Source organism: Rubripirellula lacrimiformis (assembly GCF_007741535.1).
GTDB lineage: Bacteria > Planctomycetota > Planctomycetia > Pirellulales > Pirellulaceae > Rubripirellula > Rubripirellula lacrimiformis.
The window spans coordinates 346,575-367,342 of sequence record NZ_CP036525.1 but is presented as its reverse complement, the minus strand read 5'-3'; the positions used below and the strand labels follow the sequence as shown (position 1 = coordinate 367,342).

Annotated in this window: 14 protein-coding genes; 8 read left to right on the top strand and 6 right to left on the bottom strand. The window is 56.9% G+C overall.

All coding sequences use genetic code 11. The features are described from left to right. Nucleotides 1-12: 12 nt before the first annotated feature. Both K227x_RS01290 and K227x_RS01285 read left to right on the top strand, forming a co-directional pair. Nucleotides 13-1,101, top strand: coding sequence for a hypothetical protein (locus tag K227x_RS01290; RefSeq protein WP_145167717.1), 1,089 nt, complete (start codon nt 13-15; stop codon nt 1,099-1,101). 43 nt (nt 1,102-1,144) lie between these two features. Further along, nucleotides 1,145-2,359, top strand: a complete 1,215-nt coding sequence (locus K227x_RS01285; protein ID WP_218933678.1) for a vWA domain-containing protein — start codon at nt 1,145-1,147, stop codon at nt 2,357-2,359. A gap of 2,508 nt (nt 2,360-4,867) precedes the next feature. On the opposite strand, the gene K227x_RS01275 is transcribed toward K227x_RS01285, so the two are convergent. The 3 genes from K227x_RS01275 to K227x_RS01270 all read right to left on the bottom strand — a co-directional run bounded on the left by K227x_RS01275 (nt 4,868) and on the right by K227x_RS01270 (nt 6,687). Then, entirely contained in the window at nt 4,868-6,085 is a 1,218-nt protein-coding gene (locus K227x_RS01275; protein WP_145167714.1) for a DUF1559 domain-containing protein, read from the bottom strand. A gap of 6 nt (nt 6,086-6,091) precedes the next feature. After that, nucleotides 6,092-6,262, bottom strand: coding sequence for a hypothetical protein (locus tag K227x_RS30140; protein WP_218933677.1), 171 nt, complete (start codon nt 6,260-6,262; stop codon nt 6,092-6,094). Nucleotides 6,263-6,372: 110 nt separating this feature from the next. Further along, entirely contained in the window at nt 6,373-6,687 is a 315-nt protein-coding gene (locus tag K227x_RS01270) for a DUF1294 domain-containing protein (RefSeq protein ID WP_246146427.1), read from the bottom strand. A 47-nt stretch (nt 6,688-6,734) separates the two neighbouring features. On the opposite strand from K227x_RS01270, the gene K227x_RS01265 reads away from it, so the two are divergent. Continuing rightward, entirely contained in the window at nt 6,735-8,684 is a 1,950-nt protein-coding gene (locus tag K227x_RS01265; protein ID WP_246146426.1) for an AAA domain-containing protein, read from the top strand. A 15-nt stretch (nt 8,685-8,699) separates the two neighbouring features. Continuing rightward, nucleotides 8,700-9,107 (top strand): hypothetical protein, encoded by a 408-nt coding sequence (locus K227x_RS01260; RefSeq protein ID WP_145167711.1) that lies wholly within the window; start codon nt 8,700-8,702, stop codon nt 9,105-9,107. Between the two features lie 97 nt (nt 9,108-9,204). On the opposite strand, the gene K227x_RS01255 is transcribed toward K227x_RS01260, so the two are convergent. Then, nucleotides 9,205-10,668 carry a hypothetical protein gene (locus K227x_RS01255; protein WP_145167710.1) on the bottom strand — a complete coding sequence of 488 codons (1,464 nt, stop codon included), beginning with the start codon at nt 10,666-10,668 and terminating at the stop codon, nt 9,205-9,207. Between the two features lie 321 nt (nt 10,669-10,989). Here K227x_RS01255 and K227x_RS01250 point away from each other — a divergent pair, with 321 nt between their 5' ends. Both K227x_RS01250 and K227x_RS01245 read left to right on the top strand, forming a co-directional pair. Continuing rightward, nucleotides 10,990-11,643 carry a tetratricopeptide repeat protein gene (locus K227x_RS01250; protein WP_145167709.1) on the top strand — a complete coding sequence of 218 codons (654 nt, stop codon included), beginning with the start codon at nt 10,990-10,992 and terminating at the stop codon, nt 11,641-11,643. Nucleotides 11,644-12,102: 459 nt separating this feature from the next. Further along, nucleotides 12,103-14,745 carry an ATP-dependent Clp protease ATP-binding subunit gene (locus K227x_RS01245; protein WP_145167708.1) on the top strand — a complete coding sequence of 881 codons (2,643 nt, stop codon included), beginning with the start codon at nt 12,103-12,105 and terminating at the stop codon, nt 14,743-14,745. A 306-nt stretch (nt 14,746-15,051) separates the two neighbouring features. Here the strand turns inward: K227x_RS01245 and K227x_RS01240 are convergent, their stop codons facing one another. Continuing rightward, nucleotides 15,052-16,173: a ThiF family adenylyltransferase gene (locus K227x_RS01240; protein ID WP_246146425.1), complete on the bottom strand. Its 1,122-nt coding sequence runs from the start codon at nt 16,171-16,173 to the stop codon at nt 15,052-15,054. Nucleotides 16,174-16,222: 49 nt separating this feature from the next. Here K227x_RS01240 and epmA point away from each other — a divergent pair, with 49 nt between their 5' ends. Together epmA and K227x_RS01230 are read left to right on the top strand one after the other, a co-directional pair. After that, nucleotides 16,223-17,194, top strand: a complete 972-nt coding sequence (gene epmA, locus K227x_RS01235) for an EF-P lysine aminoacylase EpmA (RefSeq protein ID WP_145167707.1) — start codon at nt 16,223-16,225, stop codon at nt 17,192-17,194. A gap of 219 nt (nt 17,195-17,413) precedes the next feature. Beyond that, complete coding sequence (locus K227x_RS01230) at nt 17,414-17,920, top strand: hemerythrin domain-containing protein (protein ID WP_145167706.1); 507 nt, start codon at nt 17,414-17,416, stop codon at nt 17,918-17,920. Nucleotides 17,921-18,012: 92 nt separating this feature from the next. Here K227x_RS01230 and K227x_RS01225 read toward each other — a convergent pair whose 3' ends face one another. Further along, the gene (locus K227x_RS01225; protein ID WP_145167705.1) at nt 18,013-20,742 is read right to left on the bottom strand and encodes an MMPL family transporter; all 2,730 of its coding nucleotides are present in this window, start codon (nt 20,740-20,742) and stop codon (nt 18,013-18,015) included. Between the last annotated feature and the right edge of the window lie 26 nt (nt 20,743-20,768).

Sequence of the window (20,768 nt, the reverse complement as noted above, 5' to 3'; positions counted from 1 at the left end):
CAACGCCGACGCATGCCTCTGTCGAACAATCCATATCAACCGCCGCGGCCGACCGATCCCAGTGACGCCTCCAATTCGGACGACGACACAACGATCCAGATCGATGGGCAGACGACCATCGACGACGTGTCGAAACTGATCCATGTTCCGATTCCGGTGGTCGTGCTGCGATACGTTGTGGGGCTGGTTTGCGTCCCGATGTTCATCGGCATCGGATCATTCATCGTTTTCGCTGCCAAAAGCCTTGCCGATCTGATTCCGATGCTGCTGCTCCAGGGTTTCCTTATCGCCATTGCCTGGTTCGCGTTCAGCTGGCTAGGACGGCGTTCACGCACCAAACGACTTCTGAAACACCATCCGGAACTGGTGGGCGTCATTCACGGACGACTGGACGGTTTTGGACTGCACTATATCGGTCCAGCGGTCGAACAATGCCGTGAAATTTCATGGTCCGCATTCCTGCCTGTTTATGTGAGTCGGCACGGAATGCGTTTGAACTGGAAGCACAGCCCACAACACTTTCTGGTGGTCCCGGCATCGGCGCTGGATGCGATCGCCCCCGCCCACCTGAAAACCATCGTCCGCCAACTTCAAAACGCGTGCCAGCAACCACCGATATTCGCGGTCCCGGAGGACTGGGGCGGAATGCCCGCCGGCGCGATCACTTTCCGCGGCACCGTCCCCATGGAAACCGTCTCACTGCCCCTCCATCATCCCATTTACATCGCATCCGCCGCTGCGATGGCGGTCATGCTCTATCAGGCAACCAAGTTCACGCTGATCACCTTGGGGGTCGCCACCGCGGCGGGGGTGGTGTCCCATTTCGCCGCCAAACGCAATCGCACCACCGTGATGCCCCTGCAAATTGCCCAATGGGGATGGTTCACGCCGGATGGCGGGCAATTTCATTCACCCTATTTTTCGACCATTTTCCTCTGGACGGACCTCGTTCGAGTGGACCTGAATGACGAAAAGATTTTGGTCGACGTCGATTCCAAATTTCAGTTCGCGATCGAATCACAGGACATGGAATCCGACCAGTGGAGTCGGACACAATCATGGATCCGCCAAGCTCGACCGTCGCCATTACCGGTACACTGAACATGGCGACTGATCGCCTGATCGACCTCTGACACCCCCGCCCATGCAACCGCTGCCACCCGTTGTCGAAAAACCACTATGCGATGGAGATTCCCGTCGCTCGTGGCGATCGCTCGGTGTGTCCATTGTGGTTCACTCGATCCTGTTGGCCGTGTTGGCGTTGATGATCCATACGACGGTTTCCAGCCCGTCGATCTCGCTGGTGATGACCAACGAAATCGCCACTCAGGTCGAAGCGCCGATTGGTCCGCCTGTCGAGATCGCACCGCCTGAACCGCCCCCCGTCGAATTACCAGTGATCAAACCTCGAGTGCTAGAACCATTGCCCGAGATCGATCCAGTGAACCCACGGATGGGCACGCTGGCGGCCAATGCACAACCCACTGGAGCCATCGCCAAGCCGGCCGATGAAATCGAATTTTTCGGGGCACGTGCCAGCGGCGACCATTTTGTTTTCATCCTGGACAATTCCTACAGCATGAAGGCGCGCAACAAGGGGAGGTATCGTCGCGCCTGCAATGAACTGTTGCGATCGGTCAAAGAGCTAGATGAGCGACAACGGTACAGCGTGATCTTGTTCTCGTGGGCAACGGCACCGATGTATTACGCAAGCAACGCTCGCTATCGGATTGCCGAGGGAAATCATGTCGCCGAACTACGCGATTGGATCGTCAACGCCACACTTGGCCCAGGAACCGATCCGCGACGCGCCCTATCGCTGGCCAGCCACCTGAATCCCGACGCCGTGTTCCTGCTGACTGACGGCGACTTCAACCAACCGCAAGAATTCCGTGCCGACAGCGGTTGGGTCGACGAACATGGCAATGGGTTTTCGACGTCCATGGAACACGGAATCGAAATGATGTTTGTGGAGAAACAGATTCCGGTGCACACGTTTGCCTTTGAAAATCCGTTTTCCAAAGAAGACGTGCAACAGATTTCGCAACTATCCGGTGGCACTTTCCGGTACGTCCCCACCAGCGACCTGAAACCGATCGACTTTGACCGATTCAAATTGATCTTAGGCAAGGTCGATCAATCCAGCCGGCCCGGGCCAGACCGACTTCGTTTCGCGCACAACCTGATTCGCGACGGCGAGCTGGCGTTTGCCGAATACCTGATCCGCCCGCTGGTCGCAGACGAACTGCAAAGCCAATACGATCGAAACAGACTTACGTCACTCAACCAGATCCTGGAATCCGAACTGGGCGACACACGGCTAGAAGACTTTCCGATCCCCACCGACGGATACCAATAGCGGGCTGTCGATCCCGTCGGTTCTGGTGAAACCATCGCCAACCGAAGGATCGCCAATCAGGAGTCTTTCGGAGTCCAAAAACTTAAACTCGAACTCGAACTTAAACTCGAACTTCCTTCCCGGCACAACATCGCCCCACCCAAGCCGACCGTTCAAGTGACAGCAAGCATGCTGACGCTAGCGGAGGTGCGTCCCCGCATGTTGTCGGTGTGGAGAAGAAGTTCGAGTTCGAGTTCAAGTTCGAGTTCAAGTTCGGTGCAGGAATAAGCTGGTAGCCAGGATTCGCCCACTTCATGAGCCGTCGGGCGATAGCCCCGGTTCTTGCGAGACCAAACCGGCCCTGGCATCCAATCGACGAATGGCTCATTCCTGCAGACCTAATACCGAGTCCAAAAACTTAAACTCGAACTCGAACTTAAACTCGAACTTCCTTCCCCGTACAACATCGACCCACCCAAGCCGGCCGTTCGATTGACAGCACACATGCTGACGCTAGCGGAGGTGCGTCCCCGCATGTTGTCGGTGTGGAGAAGAAGTTCGAGTTCGAGTTCAAGTTCGAGTTCAAGTTCGGTGCAGGAATAAGCTGGCAGCCAGGATTCGCCCACTTCATGAGCCGTCGGACGATAGCCCCGGTTCTTGCGGGACCAAACCGGTCCTAGCATCCAAACGACAAATGGCTCATTCCTGCGGACCAAATACCGAGTCCAAAAACTTAAACTCGAACTCGAACTTCCTTCCCCGCACAACATCGCCCCACCCAGGCCGCCCGTTCGATTGACATCACACATGCTGACGCCAGCGGAGGTGCGTCCCCGCGTGTTCCAGGTGTGGAGAAGAAGTTCGAGTTCAAGTTCGAGTTCGAGTTCAAGTTCGGTGCAGGAATAAGCTGGCAGCCAGGATTCGCCCACTTCATGAGCCGTCGGACGATAGCCCCGGTTTTTGCGGGACCAAACCGGCCCTAGCACCCAAACGACGAATGGCTCATTCCTGCGGACCAAATACCGAGTCCAAAAACTTAAACTCGAACTCGAACTTCCTTCCCCGCACAACATCGCCCCACCCAGGCCGCCCGTTCGATTGACATCACACATGCTGACGCCAGCGGAGGTGCGTCCCCGCGTGTTCCAGGTGTGGAGAAGAAGTTCGAGTTCAAGTTCGAGTTCAAGTTCGGTGCAGGAACAAGCTGGTAGCCAGGATTCGCCCACTTCATGAGCCGTCGGGCGATAGCCCCGGTTTTTGCGGGACCAAACCGGTCCTAGCATCCAAACGACGAATGGCTCATTCCTGCAGACCTAATACCGAGTCCAAAAACTTAAACTCGAACTCGAACTTAAACTCGAACTTCCTTCCCCGTACAACATCGCCCCACCCAAGCCGGCCGTTCGATTGACATCACACATGCTGACGCTAGCGGAGGTGCGTCCCCGCATGTTGTCGGTGTGGAGAAGAAGTTCGAGTTCAAGTTCGAGTTCGAGTTCGAGTTCAAGTTCAAGTTCGGTGCAGGAATAGACTAGTAGCCAGGATTCGTCCGTTTCATGAGCCGTCGGGCGATAGCCCCGGTTTTTGCGGGACCAAACCGGCCCTAGCACCCAAACGACGAATGGCTCATTCCTGCGGACCAAATACCGAGTCCAAAAACTTAAACTCGAACTTAAACTCGAACTTTCTTCCCCGCACAACATCGCCCCACCCAGGCCGCCCGTTCGATTGACATCACACATGCTGACGCCAGCGGAGGTGCGTCCCCGCGTGTTGTCGGTGTGGAGAAGAAGTTCGAGTTCGAGTTCAAGTTCGAGTTCAAGTTCGGTGCAGGAATATGCTGGCAGCCAGGATTCGCCCACTTCATGAGCCGTCGGACGATAGCCCCGGTTTTTGTGGGACCAAACCGGCCCTAGCACCCAAACGACGAATGGCTCATTCCTGCGGACCAAATACCGAGTCCAAAAACTTAAACTCGAACTTAAACTCGAACTCGAACTCGAACTCGAACTTCCTTCCCGGCACAACATCGCCCCACCCAAGCCGACCGTTCGATTGACATCACACATTCTGACGCCAGCGGAGGTGCGTCCCCGCGTGTTGTCGGTGTGGAGAAGAAGTTCAAGTTCAAGTTCGGTGCAGGAATAAGCTGGCAGCCAGGATTCGTCCGTTTCATGAGCCGTCGGGCGATAGCCCCGGTTTTTGCGGGACCAGACCGGTCCTAGCATCCAAACGACAAATGGCTCATTCCTGCAGACCAAATACCGAGTCCAAAAACTTAAACTCGAACTTAAACTCGAACTCGAACTTCCTTCCCCGTACAACATCGTCCCACCCAAGCCGGCCGTTCAATTGACATCACACATGCTGACGCTAGCGGAGGTGCGTCCCCGCGTGTTCCAGGTGTGGAGAAGAAGTTCGAGTTCAAGTTCAAGTTCGAGTTCAAGTTCAAGTTCGAGTTCAAGTTCAAGTTCGGTGCAGGAATAAACTGGTAGCCAGGATTCGCCCGCTTCATTCCTGCCTACCTGCTTAGAACTCGGCGTCAATGACTTCGCGCGATGCCCGTGTTCCCAGTGCTCCCCACAATCCATACGGACTCTTCGATCCGGGGCCTGTCGCACTGTTGGTGTTGGATGCCAGCGCACGGCAATACACACAGGGGGTTCTTGGATTGCCCGCTTCGATGGAATCGGTGATGAACTTCACCGCACCATCGCACATTAAGATGTGACACCCGCCCGGATGCCGACTGCTGGGTGGAACAACGCCGCGAGTGTCCACGTGACCGGCCAGACAGACTTCGCTGTTGGGCGGCAGAATGGTGTTGAACTGTGACTGCAGCGAATGAAAGATGGCCCACCGGTAACCACGGCGACTGATCGGTTGCCCGGCGATGGTGTAGTCGGGATCCCAATACCGCGGTCGTCGCCGATCGATCTGCCCCGCATCGGCGCAGGTCTTCGGATTGTCCAACACCGTGATGGTCCCGCCGTTATTGGTCGACGAATGAGTCCGGATGTCACGGTCGCCCAAATCGGTTGCGATTTCACCGACACAGATCGTCTGGGACATGCCATCGATGATGTCCCGAAACTTCATCGACGCACGGGGCACGAACACGCCACGAAGCCCACACCGGGCGCGTTGCATTTGGCGAACGTCAGTTTGATACTCCCAGCGATTGCGGCCCGTGTTCCAGATCGTCACTCCGTTTTCGGCGTCATAGAAACCGTCGCCGATGCAGGCTGCAAAGTTGGTTCTCCCTAACGAGGGAACGCCAAAACCGGGATCACTGGGACAGCGGTAGGTGGGGATATCGGTCGCCCAGGGTGGATATCGGCCCTGAGTCGCACGCGGACCAAAGGCTGGCCACACATCCCCATCGGCTTCGTTCAGCGGGCTGCTGATCATCGACCACATCGCCTGCTGTTCGATGAACGGCAACAGCCCCACCAGATAACTCAGTTCGATCCGTGTGAATCCGGTCCCGTCATAACGATCAGCGGCGCCTGCCGAATTGTTCCATTCACGGGTTGGACCAAAACCATGGATCGGCAGTTGTTGGTAGGTCGAATGGTAGTTGTGCACTCCCAAACCGATCTGTTTAACATTGTTGCTGCACTTCATCCGGCGGGCCGCTTCACGCGCCGACTGCACCGCTGGCAACAACAATCCCACCAGAACCCCGATGATGGCGATCACCACCAACAGTTCCACCAACGTAAAGCCTCGTCGAAGTGCCCCCATCACGGCTCACTCCTCAGCTTCAGAAAGCGTCGTTTCCTCGGCTGCCATCGCTGCCATGTCGTCGAAACTGTACTGCGACGTCTCTTGGACCTGGGACGGCCCCGGATCGTCACATCCGACGAATATCAACGCAGAAACGATGCTGAACCACGCCACACAGTCTTGAAATCGGTGCATGATGCCCCCCGAAAACGAACCCGGTGTAAAAAATGCCACCTGATCGTAACATTCGGGGGGGGAAGCACCAAACATTTTTCAGCAACAATGATGTGATTCCCCGACGTCTATCAAGGATTCGTCGGTATCATTTCCGCCCATCCGGCATACCAGCTCCACAAAATGGTGGCCACTGCAGCGATGTGGACGACGACACAGACCGCAAACTTGATACGGTACGACATCTTGTAGGTCTTGTGACGCAGTTTCTGTCCCGTGATCCAGGCCCCTGGCCAACCGCCCAAGACACACCACAGCAACAACGTTTGCTCGGGGGTACGACGTTGATCCAAACGTGCGGCCCGTTTGTCTTTTGCATACAGCGCCGATGCAATCAAACTGGCTAGGAGTGTCCAAACGGCCAAAACGGCTAAGATGTGGATCATCAACGATTCCTTTCCCGGTTCCATTCTCATTTTTTAGTCGTGGTCGCATGCCCGCCGGCTCTCGCCAAGAACGCCAGTCTCGCGCCGTCAAGAAACGGCCGCCCACGTTGGATCAGGCGACCACGGTGGATGCGTACTTTGACACCCTAGCCGATTGGCTGGAACGGGAGGCCGAAGCGGAGCGTGAACGATTGGCCCGCCGCAGGCAAATTCGCAATCAAACGCACGTCGAACGAACCGGCGAAACGTTGGTTCGAATGTCGCTGCAAGATCACAACACGGGGCTGGCGGGTCGTTTGATCCTTGATTTCGCCAAGCCAGGCGAACAACCCCTGCCCAACAATCGATTGAAAGTCGGTTCGCCGGTCGTGGTTTCCGATGACGACAACCCAGCCGACAAGGGCGTGCCCGGTGTCGTCAGCCGCCGCAAACCTCACCTGATCCAGATCGCGACCGACCAGTGGCCCGAGGGCGATCACTTTCGAATTGACCTGTCACCCGACGAAACCACTCGCCGCCGCCAACTGGCCGCGATGGCTCGCGCCAGGACAGCGACCGGGCGGTCCAAAAATCTGCGTGACGTGCTGATGGGAACACGTCCGCTGCGGTTCAACGATCCAGGCGAGATCAAGTTCCTGACCCAACTGAACCCACCCCAACAAGACGCGGTTCGATTTGCGTTGTCGGCGCGCGACGTCGCGATCATCCATGGCCCGCCGGGCACTGGAAAGACGACCACGTTGGCCGAGATCATTTACCAAGCCGTATCGCGTGGCGACCGTGTACTGGCGTGTGCGTCGAGCAACACCGCGGTCGACAATTTGCTGGAACGTTTGGTCACGATGATGCCGCACGTCCTGCGTGTCGGACACCCTGCCCGCGTGTTCGAAGCGCTGCGTGGCCATACCCTCGATGAACTGGTCGATGCCGATCCGTCGACCGATGTCATCCGCGACATGCGGCGTGAAGTGCAACAACTGATGAAGGCCGCGTCCAAAGATTTCCGTGGCAAAGATGGGCACCGCAACCGACGCGAAATCATGGCCGAAGCCGGCCAATTGCGTGGCCAGATCCGCGGACTCGAACGATCGATCATCCGCGGCGTGCTGGATCGCGCCGACGTCGTATGCACGACCACCACTGTCGACGATGACCTGCTAGGGGATCGCGAGTTCGACACCGTGGTGATGGACGAAGCCTGTCAAAGTACACTGCCCAGCATCTGGCAGGCCGTGCTGCGTGCCGACCGCTTGATCCTGGGTGGCGACCACCAACAATTGCCGCCCACCGTCCTGTCCGCCGAGGCCGCCACCGCGGGACTGCGCGAATCGCTGATGCAGCGAATGGTCCAACGGGATGGCGAGGACGTCTTTCGCCGACTGACCGTCCAATACCGGATGAACGAATCGATCATGCGGTTTTCGTCCGATACGTTTTACGACGGCACTCTGATCGCCGATGCATCGGTCAAATCCCATCGACTCTGTGACCTAAAAGGCGTCGATACCCTGCCGATGACCGAGTCGACGCTGGCATTCATTGACACCGCGGGAGCCGAATACGACGAAGAACTAGAACCCGATGGTGAAAGCAAACGCAATCCCAAGGAAGCGCACCTAGTGGTCCAACTGGTCCGCGATCTGTTCGAATCGGGCGTGTGTGCGAACCAAATTGCGGTCATCGCGCCGTATGCGGCGCAAGTCCGCCTGATCCGCAACCGCCTGGATGCACCGGAGCTTGAGATCGACACCGTGGACGGGTTCCAAGGACGTGAAAAAGAAGTGGTTCTGATCAGCATGACCCGCAGCAACCAGATCGGCGAAATCGGATTCCTGGCAGACACGCGCCGAACGAATGTCGCCCTGACGCGTGCCAAACGAAAACTAATCGTCATCGGCGATAGCGCCACGCTGGGGCAAAACCCGTTCTATGCCGCGATGCTACAGTACTTTGATGACGCAGGTGCCTACCGTTCGGTGTGGGAATTTGATACCTGAGATCGCAAGCGACGCATGACTACCGACCAAGATACCGAACACCTAAATCTGCTGGCGATCTTTCACTACGTCGTCGCTGGAATTGTCACGTTGATTTCGTTGTTCCCTATGATTCATATCGCGATTGGCATCGCGATCGTTTCCGGTGCATTTGACGGCCAGAATCCAAACCAAGCTCCACCGGCCATTTTCGGTTGGTTCTTCATCGTCATTCCCGCGATGATCATGCTGATCGGACTGGCGTTGGCGGTCGCAATCGCGCTTGCCGGCCGCTGGTTGTCGGCCCGTCGACGGCATACCTTCTGTGTCGTGGTGGCAGGCATCGAATGCGCGTTCATGCCGTTTGGAACCGTGTTGGGTGTGCTGACGCTGATCGTTCTGCTGCGTCCGTCGGTCAAACTGATGTTTGATCAGGACGAATGACCACGGGTTTCGGGACGTCGATTTCCTGACGTCGTGGGCTTCGCCAGAACTCCATTGCGGCAGGGAATTCTGGCGAATCCCGTTACAAAATCTTCGGTCACGGCGCCGACAACGACTTGATCCATCCCGCCGTGACTTCCTCGGCCAATTTGGGTGATTCGCTGAACGCAAAGGATGCCAATGTTCTCGACAGTTCATCGCCCGGTTCTAGCGACGTGATCATCCCATCCCACTCGGATCGTTCGTCATCGGTCAAACCGTGGTACCAACGTGCATAGTCGGCCAGCGATTCATCGGTCAACCAAACACGACCGAAGTGCTTGATCTGTGCCTCGTCATTGGGCTGGCACCACGCAGCGAAGGTATAGGTCGGCAGCGTTAACGATTGCAACCGAGACGACCAACGGACCGTACTGGATTCCGCGTCCCAGTTTCCGTTGGTCGCCAAGGGAGCCTGCGGCGTGTGCAGCGTGACTTCGATGCGATCAGGCGATGACGCCAGAAATGGCATGGCAATACGGAATACGGGTTCGGACAACACTTCCATCGGATCGGGCGAATCGTCCGTCACTGGTTTTCCTTCGTTGCGGTAACGTGCCACGATCGATTGAAAATGGTCCGTGCCTCGCAAAAAGGTTCGCAAGGATTTCTCGACTGCCGGTAGATCGTCCAATCGCGATAGAGCGGCGGGCGGCGGCGACGAATCGATTCGTTGGATCCGGCGCTGGATCGATTTGCGAATCATCCGAGCGACCACATTTGGTTGACCACCGCTGACCTGCCGAACCATCACTGGCAAATCGCTGATCGCAAAATAGTCACGTTCGGCAAGATACTGACCGGCGCGAAACAGATGCGAATGGCTGGTTTTCTCATCTTCGGCGGTCGATGCGAGCCATAGATAGTGGGTCACGTTGGAAAGATCATGACGCAGCTGACCATCAACGAAATCTTTCAACCGCTTTGCCTGATCAACATCACGCACCTCGAAATCGATCCAGTCCATCGTCAATTCGATGATCGCATTGATGCTGTCGGCCCGGTCGACCAGCAACTGATCGATATTGTCCTGACCGCGGAACCGTTCGCTATAGATCGACACGGAACCGAGCGACGTTTCAAAGCGATCGTAGGTCCCCGCACCGCCGACATCAGCTGGCATCTGGCGTCCGAACCAACCATCAAAAGCGGTCGCGTCGTCAACGTGCTTGGGCAGAGAAGGCCGATCGGATCCGTCGACTACCTGGCGAGTCGCGGCGTACAGCTTGCCGATTCGCAGCATCTCGTCGGCCGGCTCTGATTCGGGGTCGACGGCATCGGCACGGTTGATCGCCGCTGAGGCGTCGGTGTGCGTCTGGATTTGACTACCGTTGGGCTCCGCCTGGACGTCTGGATCCATCTCGGGATCGACCGCGGTCGCCGGCTGCGCCCCCAGTACGATCGACAGCGTCCGGTGAATGCGGTCACCATCCGGTTTCAATTCCACCCGATAAACGTTTTCGGCGCATCCGGTGACGCTGATCAACCAAGCCGCTGCAAGGATCCGAATCGTGACCATCATGAGACCTGTGGAATTGTGGCGGTCACCGCGGCATCGACCCAAGGCGAATCCCCGCGACGATCGGACGGTTGGCGAAAAAAACGAAAGCCCATATCCCATCATTTTATTCGATGTTCGATGGCGGTGCAGATTCGCCACCGGGACGAAAGCCAAGCCGGATCTGCTTTCGATTCGGTGCTTTTGGCCATCCCACAGCGTGAACACCTGCATGTCGCCCAGAACAAATTCGAGGCCGAATGCTGGCAATGAAAGCAAATCAACGACGAACCCTGTCAACAATCCCCTTGCTTCGAGTTTCACTGCGGCGGTACATGTAGGGGCATGGAATTCCAGCATTACCTAACCTGCCTGTGGCCTGGGATGGCCGAATTGTGGTGGAGGGGCCGACTATCGGCCCTGCCGCTAGCGATTGGGTTTGCGCTGGCCCTGAACGCAGTCTTGGTGACCGGATACATCTATCCTGAATGGATGTCGGGCGGATTGGTATCGATGGCGTTCTGGATCGGCGTGGTCGCTTGGGGATTCACGGTTGTCCGCAGCGTCCGCGAACTGCCTTCCATCGTGGCACCACGCAGTGTCACCGACGAACCCGATCGTTTCGTCGAGGCCCACCAAGCGTTCTTGCAAGCCAATTACAGCGAAGCCGAAACGCTGCTCAATCAAGTGCTAGCCATTGAAACACGGGACCCACCGGCATTGCTGCTATTGTCAGGCGTCTATCGTCATACCGGACGCTTGGAATCTGCAGAGATGCTGCTCGACGAGATTCGTCGGCTAGAAGTATCCGACCGATGGTTCCTGGAAATCCGAGCCGAAGCGAAGCGGTTAGCGGCGGCGATGGAAGCCAGCAATGCTAGCGAAACAGAGCCAGAAACGGGTTCCGAGAATGAGACAAAGGCCGAGACAGAATCTTCGGCTGAGACGGCAACTCCATCGCCTGCCGATCTGACAGAGCCCGTTCGGCGGGCCGCGTAACGAGCGATGGGGCTATGATGAGGGTCGGCGAACGTCGATCCGTGGCCGTTAGTCGCCAACAACGGTCGAAATTTTTCCATTTTTGATTTGGAAAACTGCAATTCGGGGACGTTCTGACGAAAAGCTCCTATCCCCGATTTTCGCGTCAACCGATAGAATCAATATGGATGCGGAAAGATCGGTCGCTTACAGACTGAAATCAGTTCGAAACGGCTGAATTAAGAATGCAATGGCGTGCGGTTTGCTTCGTGAAAGATTCCTGGGCAGTTTCGCCAGATTGACAGCACCCGACTGGGTTTGCCAAACCAGCTTTTCCATGGATGCGTAATTCGTCGCGATCATCAGTATCGGGGCAAAATTTCAATGGGGCAAATTCGGGTTACCGATACCAGCAGTGAAGCGTTTAGAGTTGCCCGCTCTGACGTCGCACGGGATACCACCTGGGTATAGAGAATAAATATGTACGAACGATTTACAGACCGAGCTCGCAAGGTCATGCAGTTGGCCAATCAAGAGGCTCAACGCTTTAACCACGAGTATATCGGCACCGAACACATCTTGCTCGGACTGGTGAAGGAAGGCAGCGGCGTTGCCGCGAACGTCTTGAAGAACTTGGAAGTCGATCTTCGCAAGATCCGGCTAGAGGTAGAGAAGCTGGTTCAAAGCGGCCCTGAAATGGTGACCGTTGGCAAACTGCCACAGACCCCGCGTGCCAAGAAAGTCATCGAGTATTCGATGGAAGAGGCTCGCAACCTGAATCACAGCTATGTCGGCACCGAACACATTCTGTTGGGTCTGCTGCGTGAACAGGAGGGCGTCGCAGCTCAGGTGCTGATGAACCTTGGTCTGAAACTGGAAGACGTCCGCGAAGAAGTCTTGAACCTATTGGGACATGGGCTCGAGGGCGCCGAAGTCGGCGAACGTGGCGGACGCACCGGGGACAGTGGCGAATCGAGCGGTTCGTCGTCCAAGAGCGGCAAAAGCAAAACTCCTGCTCTGGATTCGTTCGGGCGTGACCTGACCGAATTGGCCAAGAAGGGTGAACTGGATCCTGTCATCGGACGCGAGCGAGAAATCGAACGCGCGATTCAGATCCTGTGTCGCCGTACCAAGAACAACCCCGTCCTGCTCGGTGAAGCCGGTGTTGGCAAGACCGCCATCGTCGAAGGCTTTGCCCAAAAGGTGATCGAAGGCGAAGTGCCTGAAATCTTGGCCGAAAAGCGGATCGTGGTTTTGGACTTGGCGATGATGGTCGCCGGTACCAAGTACCGCGGCCAATTCGAAGAACGCATCAAAGCGGTCATGACCGAAGTTCGCCGCGTCAAGAACACGATCCTGTTCATTGACGAACTGCATACCTTGGTGGGAGCCGGTGGTGCCGAAGGCGCCATCGATGCCGCCAACGTGCTGAAGCCAGCCCTGGCACGAGGTGAAATCCAGTGCATCGGGGCCACGACCTTGGACGAGTACCGTAAGTACATCGAAAAGGACAACGCGCTGGCACGGCGGTTCCAAGAAATCATCGTCGAACCGACCGGCAAGACCGAAACGATCGCCATCCTGAAGGGACTACGCGGTCGTTACGAAGAACACCACCGCGTTCAGTTCACCGATGACGCAGTCGTTGCTGCGGTCGAAATGAGCGAGCGTTACATCACCGCCCGTTGCCTGCCCGATAAAGCGATCGACGTGATCGACGAAGCCGGTGCACGGGTGCGATTGCGCACGATGACCCGTCCACCAGACTTGAAAGAAATCGACGAAGAAGTCGAAAAGCTGAACAAGGAAAAGGAAGACGCGGTCGCCAACCAAGACTTTGAAAAGGCTGCCAACCTTCGCGATCAGGCCGAAAAACTTCGCAAGAAGAAAGACCAGATCACGCAAGAGTGGCGTGAAAAGAGTCAACAGACCGATGGTGTCGTCGACGAAGAAATCATCGCGGAAGTGGTCAGCAAGATGACCGGCATTCCGTTGACCCGATTGTCGACCGAAGATTCGCTTCGTCTGATGAAGATGGAAGAAGAACTGCACAAACGTGTGGTCAGCCAAGACGCTGCCGTTACCGCGATCAGCAAGGCCGTCCGCCGTAGCCGCAGTGGCCTGAAGGACCCCAAGCGTCCAACCGGATCGTTCATCTTCGCTGGGCCAACCGGTGTTGGTAAAACGTTGCTGGCCAAAGCGCTTGCTGAATACATGTTCGGTGACGCCGATGCGCTTGTGCACATCGACATGTCCGAATACATGGAAAAGCACAACGTTAGCCGTTTGATCGGTGCACCGCCCGGATTCGTCGGATACGAAGAAGGCGGTCAGCTGACCGAAAAGATTCGTCGTCGTCCCTACGCGGTTGTGCTGTTCGACGAAATCGAAAAGGCTCACCCCGACGTCTTCAACATGTTGTTGCAGGTGATGGAAGAAGGACGTTTGACCGACTCGTTCGGCCGGAACATCGACTTCCGAAACACGATCTTGATCATGACCACCAATGCCGGTGCCGAAGCGATCAAGAACGAATCGTCCTTTGGTTTCCAAAAACCTGATGGCGACGCCAGCTACGATTCGATGAAGGCCCGTGTGATGGACCAGATCGAACGCGTCTTCCGACCGGAATTCTTGAACCGTTTGGACGATACGATCATCTTCCGCCACCTGACCAAGGAAGACCTCAAGGGCGTCATCGATTTCGAACTGTCGAAGGTTCGCGAACGTTTGATCGACCGTGGCCTGAACCTGGAACTGACCGATGCGTCGAAGGAACTGCTGATCAAGAAGGGCAGCAACCTGGACTACGGTGCAAGACCACTGCGTCGTGCGATCGAACAGTTCATCGAAGATCCGTTGAGCGAAGAACTGCTCCGCGGTGCCTTCGAAGGAATGGACACGATCGTCGTCAGCGGCATCATCGAAAACGAAGCCGGTGAACGAGTCGAAGAGAAGGATCTGACGACCGACGAAAAGACGGGTCGTTTGATCGACAGCAGCGGCAGCAAGTGCAAGGTGATTCGATTGGATTTCGCTGGCGAAAGCCGCGGACTATCCGAGTCCGAAGAAACCGTCAGCGCCGGCGCTGGCGAAGGCGAAGCATCGGGCGAAAAGTCCTGATCGCTAGCCATCGCACCTCATGAATCTAGCCGCGACCAGGAAACCTGGTCGCGGCTTTTTTTGTGCGCCATTAACCGCAACAAAACTCGCCGGCGGGCTGTCGATTGAGTAAGCCGCGACGCGTGAGCGGCCGGGAATCCCCCCGATGCCTGTGGCCTCGCGGCCAACGGCGTACCATTGCCGCTGAACGAACGGCTTAATCGACAAACCGCCAAGGGTTTCGGGCAACGGGACATCACCGAAAGTCTTGGCCACGTTCGCTACGGGAAGACTCGGTGGTTTGCGTTTCCGGCCGGGGCTACAGAACTAGCCGCCGATGTAACGGTCGCACAGCCCGCGGGCTTCGCTGATTTGATCCGTGCCGCCGACCACGACACGGCCGTCGCCGAATAGCGTGATCGTGTGTTGATCGTCAGGAAACAACCGTGCAAAGAACGGAGTCATCTGGATTCGCCCCAGACCGTTCCATCTTGCTGCGATGGCATCGAAATCGACGTTGCCGGGCCAAGCACGGCTGATCTGAACCGCATCTCGGCCGCACAACACAGCGGCTGATTCGTCGACGCTTCCGCGTTCACCTTCCAAAAACTGATAGTCACGCCGGTCGCAGGCGATGCACCCGATCGATAGTTCGTCGGTCAGTTCGATTTCGCGAATTCGATTGTTCCACAAATCGATCGACAACATCGACGTCCGGACAGCTTGGCGATTGCCCGAGATCCACTTGATGGCTTCGGCCGCTTGCAGACTGGCAATCAGATGCGTCGCTGCCCCCAATACACCGGCGGTGTCACAGGTGTCGACCGCTGATGCGGGCGGCGGCTCGGGAACCACACAGCGGAAACACGGGCGTCCCTGACCGGTAAACAACCGCACCTGACCAGACGCCCCTACACAACCACCATGCACCCACGGGGTCTCGGTCGACAACGACCAGTCGTTCAGCAGAAAACGCAACGCAAAGTTGTCGGCAGCATCGACCACCAGATCCACATTGCCGATGATGCTGGCGATGTTCTTGGACGATACATCCGCGACCACCGGATCGACGGTGACATCTTGATTGATCGCGGCGATTCGGTCGGTCGCAGCGGCAGACTTGGAACGGCCCTGCCGGGCATCGGCTTCGGTGTACAGGGCTTGCCGCTGCAGGTTGGTCCATTCAACCACATCGCGATCGATCAGACGCAGCGTTCCCACACCGGCCCGTGCTAAAATCTCGGCCGCGACCGTGCCCAAAGCACCACATCCCAAAACCGCGACACGAGCCCCGGCGATGCCCGCATGCCCGTCGGCACCAATCGGGGCAAACTGAATCTGGCGAGCGTATCGGTTTTCGGGTGAATCAGTCATGTCGATCGGCTGGGAGAAAAGCGATCCGTCGGGGATGGGCAAACAGAGCGTTTCTAGGCATGTTGAACGAACCATCGCAACACCCTACTTCCGCACACCGTTTTATCATGGTTTGAGTCCAACGATGACCCACCCTTCCCTGCCCTGTGTGGAAATGATTCGTCAGCGTGCCGAACTGCTACGCGATCTGCGGTCCTTCTTTGACGGACGTGGGTTCCTGGAAGTCCAACCACCCTGCCTGTCTCGCGACTGTGTGATCGACGCCTACATCGACCCCATCGCGATCGCGTCGGAACAATTGCAGATCGCCGAAGACCTGCCGCTACAGATGTTCTTGCAAACGTCGCCTGAACTAGCGATGAAACGCATGTTGGCGGCCGGCGCCCCATCGATCTACGCCATCGTGCCAGTGTTTCGCGGCGGCGAATCGGGCGACCATCACAACGTCGAATTTTCGATGCTGGAATGGTATGAAGTGGGCGCTGACATCGACGACTGCATCCGCACCCTGGGCCAATTGGCGTCGACCGTGCTGGGCAGCGACGGCTACGACGTCAAAAACTATCGCACCGTGTTTAGTGAGTTTCTAGGGTTTGATCCGATCCTTGTATCGACAGACGATCTTGCAAGACACGTGCAGCCGATCGACACCGACTTGGCCGCGTCGATCGCGGGCGATCGCGACATGATGTTGGATGTGGTGCTATCGAATTTGATCCAACCCAAACTGGGGCTCGACCGGCCGTTGATCATCAAAAACTATCCGATTTCACAAGCCGCCCTCGCCCGTCAAGCGAAAGATGATCCACAGTGCGCTGCACGCTTTGAACTGATTGTCGGCGGCATCGAACTGGCCAATGGCTACGACGAACTGACCGACGCCGACGTGCTGGTCCAGCGTGCCCAGCAGTCCAATCAGCTGCGTATCGCATCCGGGCGGACACCGCTGCGAGTCGAATCATCGTTGGTGGAAGCGATGCGAATCGGGCTGCCGAAATGTGCAGGAGTCGCGATGGGGGTCGATCGGCTGCTGATGATTCGTGCAGGCGAAACATCGCTGCAGCGAGTTTTGCCGTTCAAAATCGGTCAAGCCTAGCCGAGACCAATCCCACGACTTGGACCGAATCGCCATCGCCGCCGCTGCCAATCACAGCGAACGTGTCTCGGCGGCCCAATTTCGAATCCGCTCGAAATCGCCACTCATCGCCATCCCCCCCATTTTGAAAATCAAGTGGTTTCGATCGCCCCTGTATGTTTCCCCTGGCCGGGTTGTTGAAGCTACAATGGAGACACCACTAGCATCAAGGATCGACTCATGGACCAACCACAATCGAGTGCTGCCAAGACGATCGCCAAGGACGGCACGCGGCGTCTTTCTATCAACGCAGCCTTCCTTCGCGACATCAAAGACGACAACCGCGAATTGAAGGCGTTGATCGATCGGATCAAACCGATCACGGAACTCCCTCAGGTCGCAGCGAACCATTGGATCGAAATACGTTCGCTGCTAGCGGACCTACGCGATCAGCTTGCCCTTCACTTTTCGCTCGAAGAAGCGTTCGGGTATTTCGAAGAGGCGATCGAAACGGCACCGCAACTGAGCATGACTGCGGTACAACTGCGTGGTGACCATCCTCGCCTGTTCGAAGAGATCCGGGCGATCGCCGACAAGGCGCAAGAAATCGAAGCCGATCAGATCGAAAAAGTAACGACGTTCTTGTCGCGTCTGCATCGGTTCCAACGATCCTTCGAAACGCACGAAGAAGCCGAAATCAAACTGATCGTCGAAGCCATGGACGACGACATCGGCGGCGGCGACTGAAACATCGGCGCAGGATTCGCCAAAATCAGCAGAGGGGATTTTCGGCAAAATCCACGACGGGAAATGGATGCGGCTTGGCGTTTCAGCCAAGCTTATCGACTGCCGCGTTTGCCCATCGCGGCGACAAAACTTGGCACCAAAATCGTTCGCACGTAAAACGTGTCGATCAGAACGCCTAGACCGAGTGCAAACCCCAGTTCGACAATCCCACGCAGCGATGTGCCATCGCTGACCATCGACGGATTGAAGAATCGCGCCAGCGGTGGGAACCATGCTGATGCGGTCATGCTAAAGAACGTTGCCGCCATCACCAGCCCGCAGGCCGTGATGATCCCGCCGGTACGCGATACCGCGCGACGAAGCGCCGCCAACCAACCCAGCTTTCGCTGTTCTTCGACAATCCGGGTGACCAGGTAAACGTTGTAGTCCTGTCCAACGGCAACCAAAATCACGAACAAGAACAGTGGCAACTTCCAATCCAAGCCGACAAAGTCCGCTCCATAGGCCGCTTTGAAAAACACTAGCGTCAAACCGAGCGTCGCGTAGTAACTGATCAACACCGTTGCGATCAAATACAAACACAGCCCCAACCGGCGAATCACCAAGACCAGCACCGCGAACACGGCCAACACGACTGCAATTTTGATCCGGCGATTGTCGCTTAGCGTGACGCTTCGCAGGTCAATGATCGACGGCGTCGTCCCAGCCAGCAGCACCTCGGCGCCACCGATGACCGATTCCGGGTCGGCAGACATCGCGTGAAGAGTATCGCCCAACCCGCTGACAAGCTGGGCCGTTTCGATCGAAAACGGATCTCCGTCGACCACCACGTCCAGTCGAGCCAACCGGTTTTCTAGCTCCGGCCGCGACGAGAAAAAGTATCGTTTGGCGACGCGATGATTCCGCAGCGCACGCCGCTTCCAGGCATCGCTGGTCAGCAACCCCATATCGCGATCGGGCGGAAAATCGCCCAGCGGGTCATCCGAGGTTCGGACCGTCAGCATGCCATCGATCGAATAGATCGACTTGGCAAGCGACTTGATCTGCTTCTCGAACTCCTTTCGTGGCGTCTCGTCCTTTTGGACGATCAGGACCGTGACCGGGTTGATTTCGCCGATGTCAAAGTGCTGGGAAAGGGCTCGCAGCCCCTGACGACTCTTTGCCGAATGATTCAACTGGCTGCTAAAGTCGTAGGTCACCGCATCTTCGTTTCGGAACCCATAGACCGCCGGTACCCCCAACACCAACAATCCCAACACCAGCGTCGCCATCGGACGCCGGGTCAGCATCAGCGCGATCCAACTCCAGATCCCGCCCGAGCTTGAATCGCCTTTGGGGTCGCCAAACAGCGACAGATTTTTGGGCGTTTCGGTGGTCACTTTCGATGGCCAAAAGGCAACCGGGCCGATCATCCGAAGCAACGCGGGCGTCAACGTGGTGCAGACCAACAAACCGACCAACAAACAAATCGCGATGATCGGTCCGGTGTAATGAAACTTGCCGAAACTTGCGATCCACAGCATGCCCAAGCCCACGACGGTCGTCATGGCGCTACCGAACAATGCACCCATCACACCGGACAGTGCGTTTCGGCAAGCGACCACCCAAGGTGCTTTGGCGGCTTCTTCACGCAGCCGCGCGATCAGAAACAGACAGTAGTCCGTCCCAGCCCCAAACAGGATCACAACGATAAAGATTCGGCTGGTCGTAAAGATCCGCATGTCCAGCCGCGGAACCGTTTGGTTGATGGACCATCCGGTCAACAAGGCGACCAACGACGTGGAAACCAATACCGCAAAACCGATGGAAATCATCGGAACAGCCACCAACAAAGGTGCCCGGTAAACGGCAGCCAAAATCAACAGGATCATGACCACCGTGATCCACTCGGTATAGCGAATCGCATCGCGAGCAGCCATCAAGGTCTCGCCACCGATGGCGGCCGAACCGGTCATCAACAGTTCTAGCCCGGGTTCGGTCAAATGCCCGCTGTAGGCCAACACATCGTCGATCAGTGTGTCCACCGCTTCGATCGTCGCGATGTTTCCAGTGGCTGCAAGTTCGCTGGACAGTTGCATGACAGCAAGCCGGGCACCATCTTTGCGAAGACGTGACCCGATCACCCGGTCGTCCCAAGACAGCACGTCCAACATCGGCTTCCATCCGACCAACGGCCGCTGATCAATGGGCACCGCTTCGGTGGGCAGGCGCGGCATCAGCACCAACGCGGCTTCGAAGTCCTTTTCGACCGCTTCGTCGGAATCCCCAATCGTTTCCAGCAACCTGCCACGATCCCAGTACGCGATCGCCATGCGAGGCTGTGTTAACGTGGGTGCATCGTCCGGCACCGAATCGGCGATCGACTCATAAAATCGTTTGTCCGCTTCGATCGAATGCCCAAACGCTTCCAGCGCCAACGTCACCCAAGGGGCGGCGGGATCGTCTTCGGCGGGCATCCCTTGTTGGTAGCCGTTTTCGATGGCTCGCTGCCAACTGACTTCGCCAAGTCGGTGGTAAAGACGCCGCAACAGATCCAGACCAACGATCTGGTCGTTCTTGTGCATCGATTCCGATTGGCGTGCCAGCACCAACACAATCTGACTTCGCGACCGTTCCCCTGGGAAGGCTTGGTCAAGCAGTTTGCCCCCCGCCACACTGCTCATCTGGGCCGGCAGATAGTCGAAGTCGCCATCGTATGCGACGTCATTCCACGGCGGTGCAGCCAAACGCAATGTGATGGCGACGAAGACCCAACCCAGCAGGATCAACCACCAATGCCGGGTAACCAGACGAGCCCAACGATGCGAAAGCGAATGATGCATCGATGGCAATCGCCATGAAAGTAAGG

Coding starts and splice junctions, on each gene's coding strand:
- epmA (WP_145167707.1), top strand. CDS start 16,223: ATGACCCACCCTTCCCTGCCCTGTGTGGAAATGATTCGTCAGCGTGCC.
- K227x_RS01270 (WP_246146427.1), bottom strand. CDS start 6,687: ATGATCCACATCTTAGCCGTTTTGGCCGTTTGGACACTCCTAGCCAGT.
- K227x_RS01260 (WP_145167711.1), top strand. CDS start 8,700: ATGACTACCGACCAAGATACCGAACACCTAAATCTGCTGGCGATCTTT.
- K227x_RS01230 (WP_145167706.1), top strand. CDS start 17,414: ATGGACCAACCACAATCGAGTGCTGCCAAGACGATCGCCAAGGACGGC.
- K227x_RS01255 (WP_145167710.1), bottom strand. CDS start 10,668: ATGATGGTCACGATTCGGATCCTTGCAGCGGCTTGGTTGATCAGCGTC.
- K227x_RS01265 (WP_246146426.1), top strand. CDS start 6,735: ATGCCCGCCGGCTCTCGCCAAGAACGCCAGTCTCGCGCCGTCAAGAAA.
- K227x_RS01225 (WP_145167705.1), bottom strand. CDS start 20,742: ATGCATCATTCGCTTTCGCATCGTTGGGCTCGTCTGGTTACCCGGCAT.
- K227x_RS30140 (WP_218933677.1), bottom strand. CDS start 6,262: ATGCACCGATTTCAAGACTGTGTGGCGTGGTTCAGCATCGTTTCTGCG.
- K227x_RS01290 (WP_145167717.1), top strand. CDS start 13: ATGCCTCTGTCGAACAATCCATATCAACCGCCGCGGCCGACCGATCCC.
- K227x_RS01275 (WP_145167714.1), bottom strand. CDS start 6,085: ATGGGGGCACTTCGACGAGGCTTTACGTTGGTGGAACTGTTGGTGGTG.
- K227x_RS01250 (WP_145167709.1), top strand. CDS start 10,990: ATGGAATTCCAGCATTACCTAACCTGCCTGTGGCCTGGGATGGCCGAA.
- K227x_RS01285 (WP_218933678.1), top strand. CDS start 1,145: ATGCAACCGCTGCCACCCGTTGTCGAAAAACCACTATGCGATGGAGAT.
- K227x_RS01245 (WP_145167708.1), top strand. CDS start 12,103: ATGTACGAACGATTTACAGACCGAGCTCGCAAGGTCATGCAGTTGGCC.
- K227x_RS01240 (WP_246146425.1), bottom strand. CDS start 16,173: ATGGTTCGTTCAACATGCCTAGAAACGCTCTGTTTGCCCATCCCCGAC.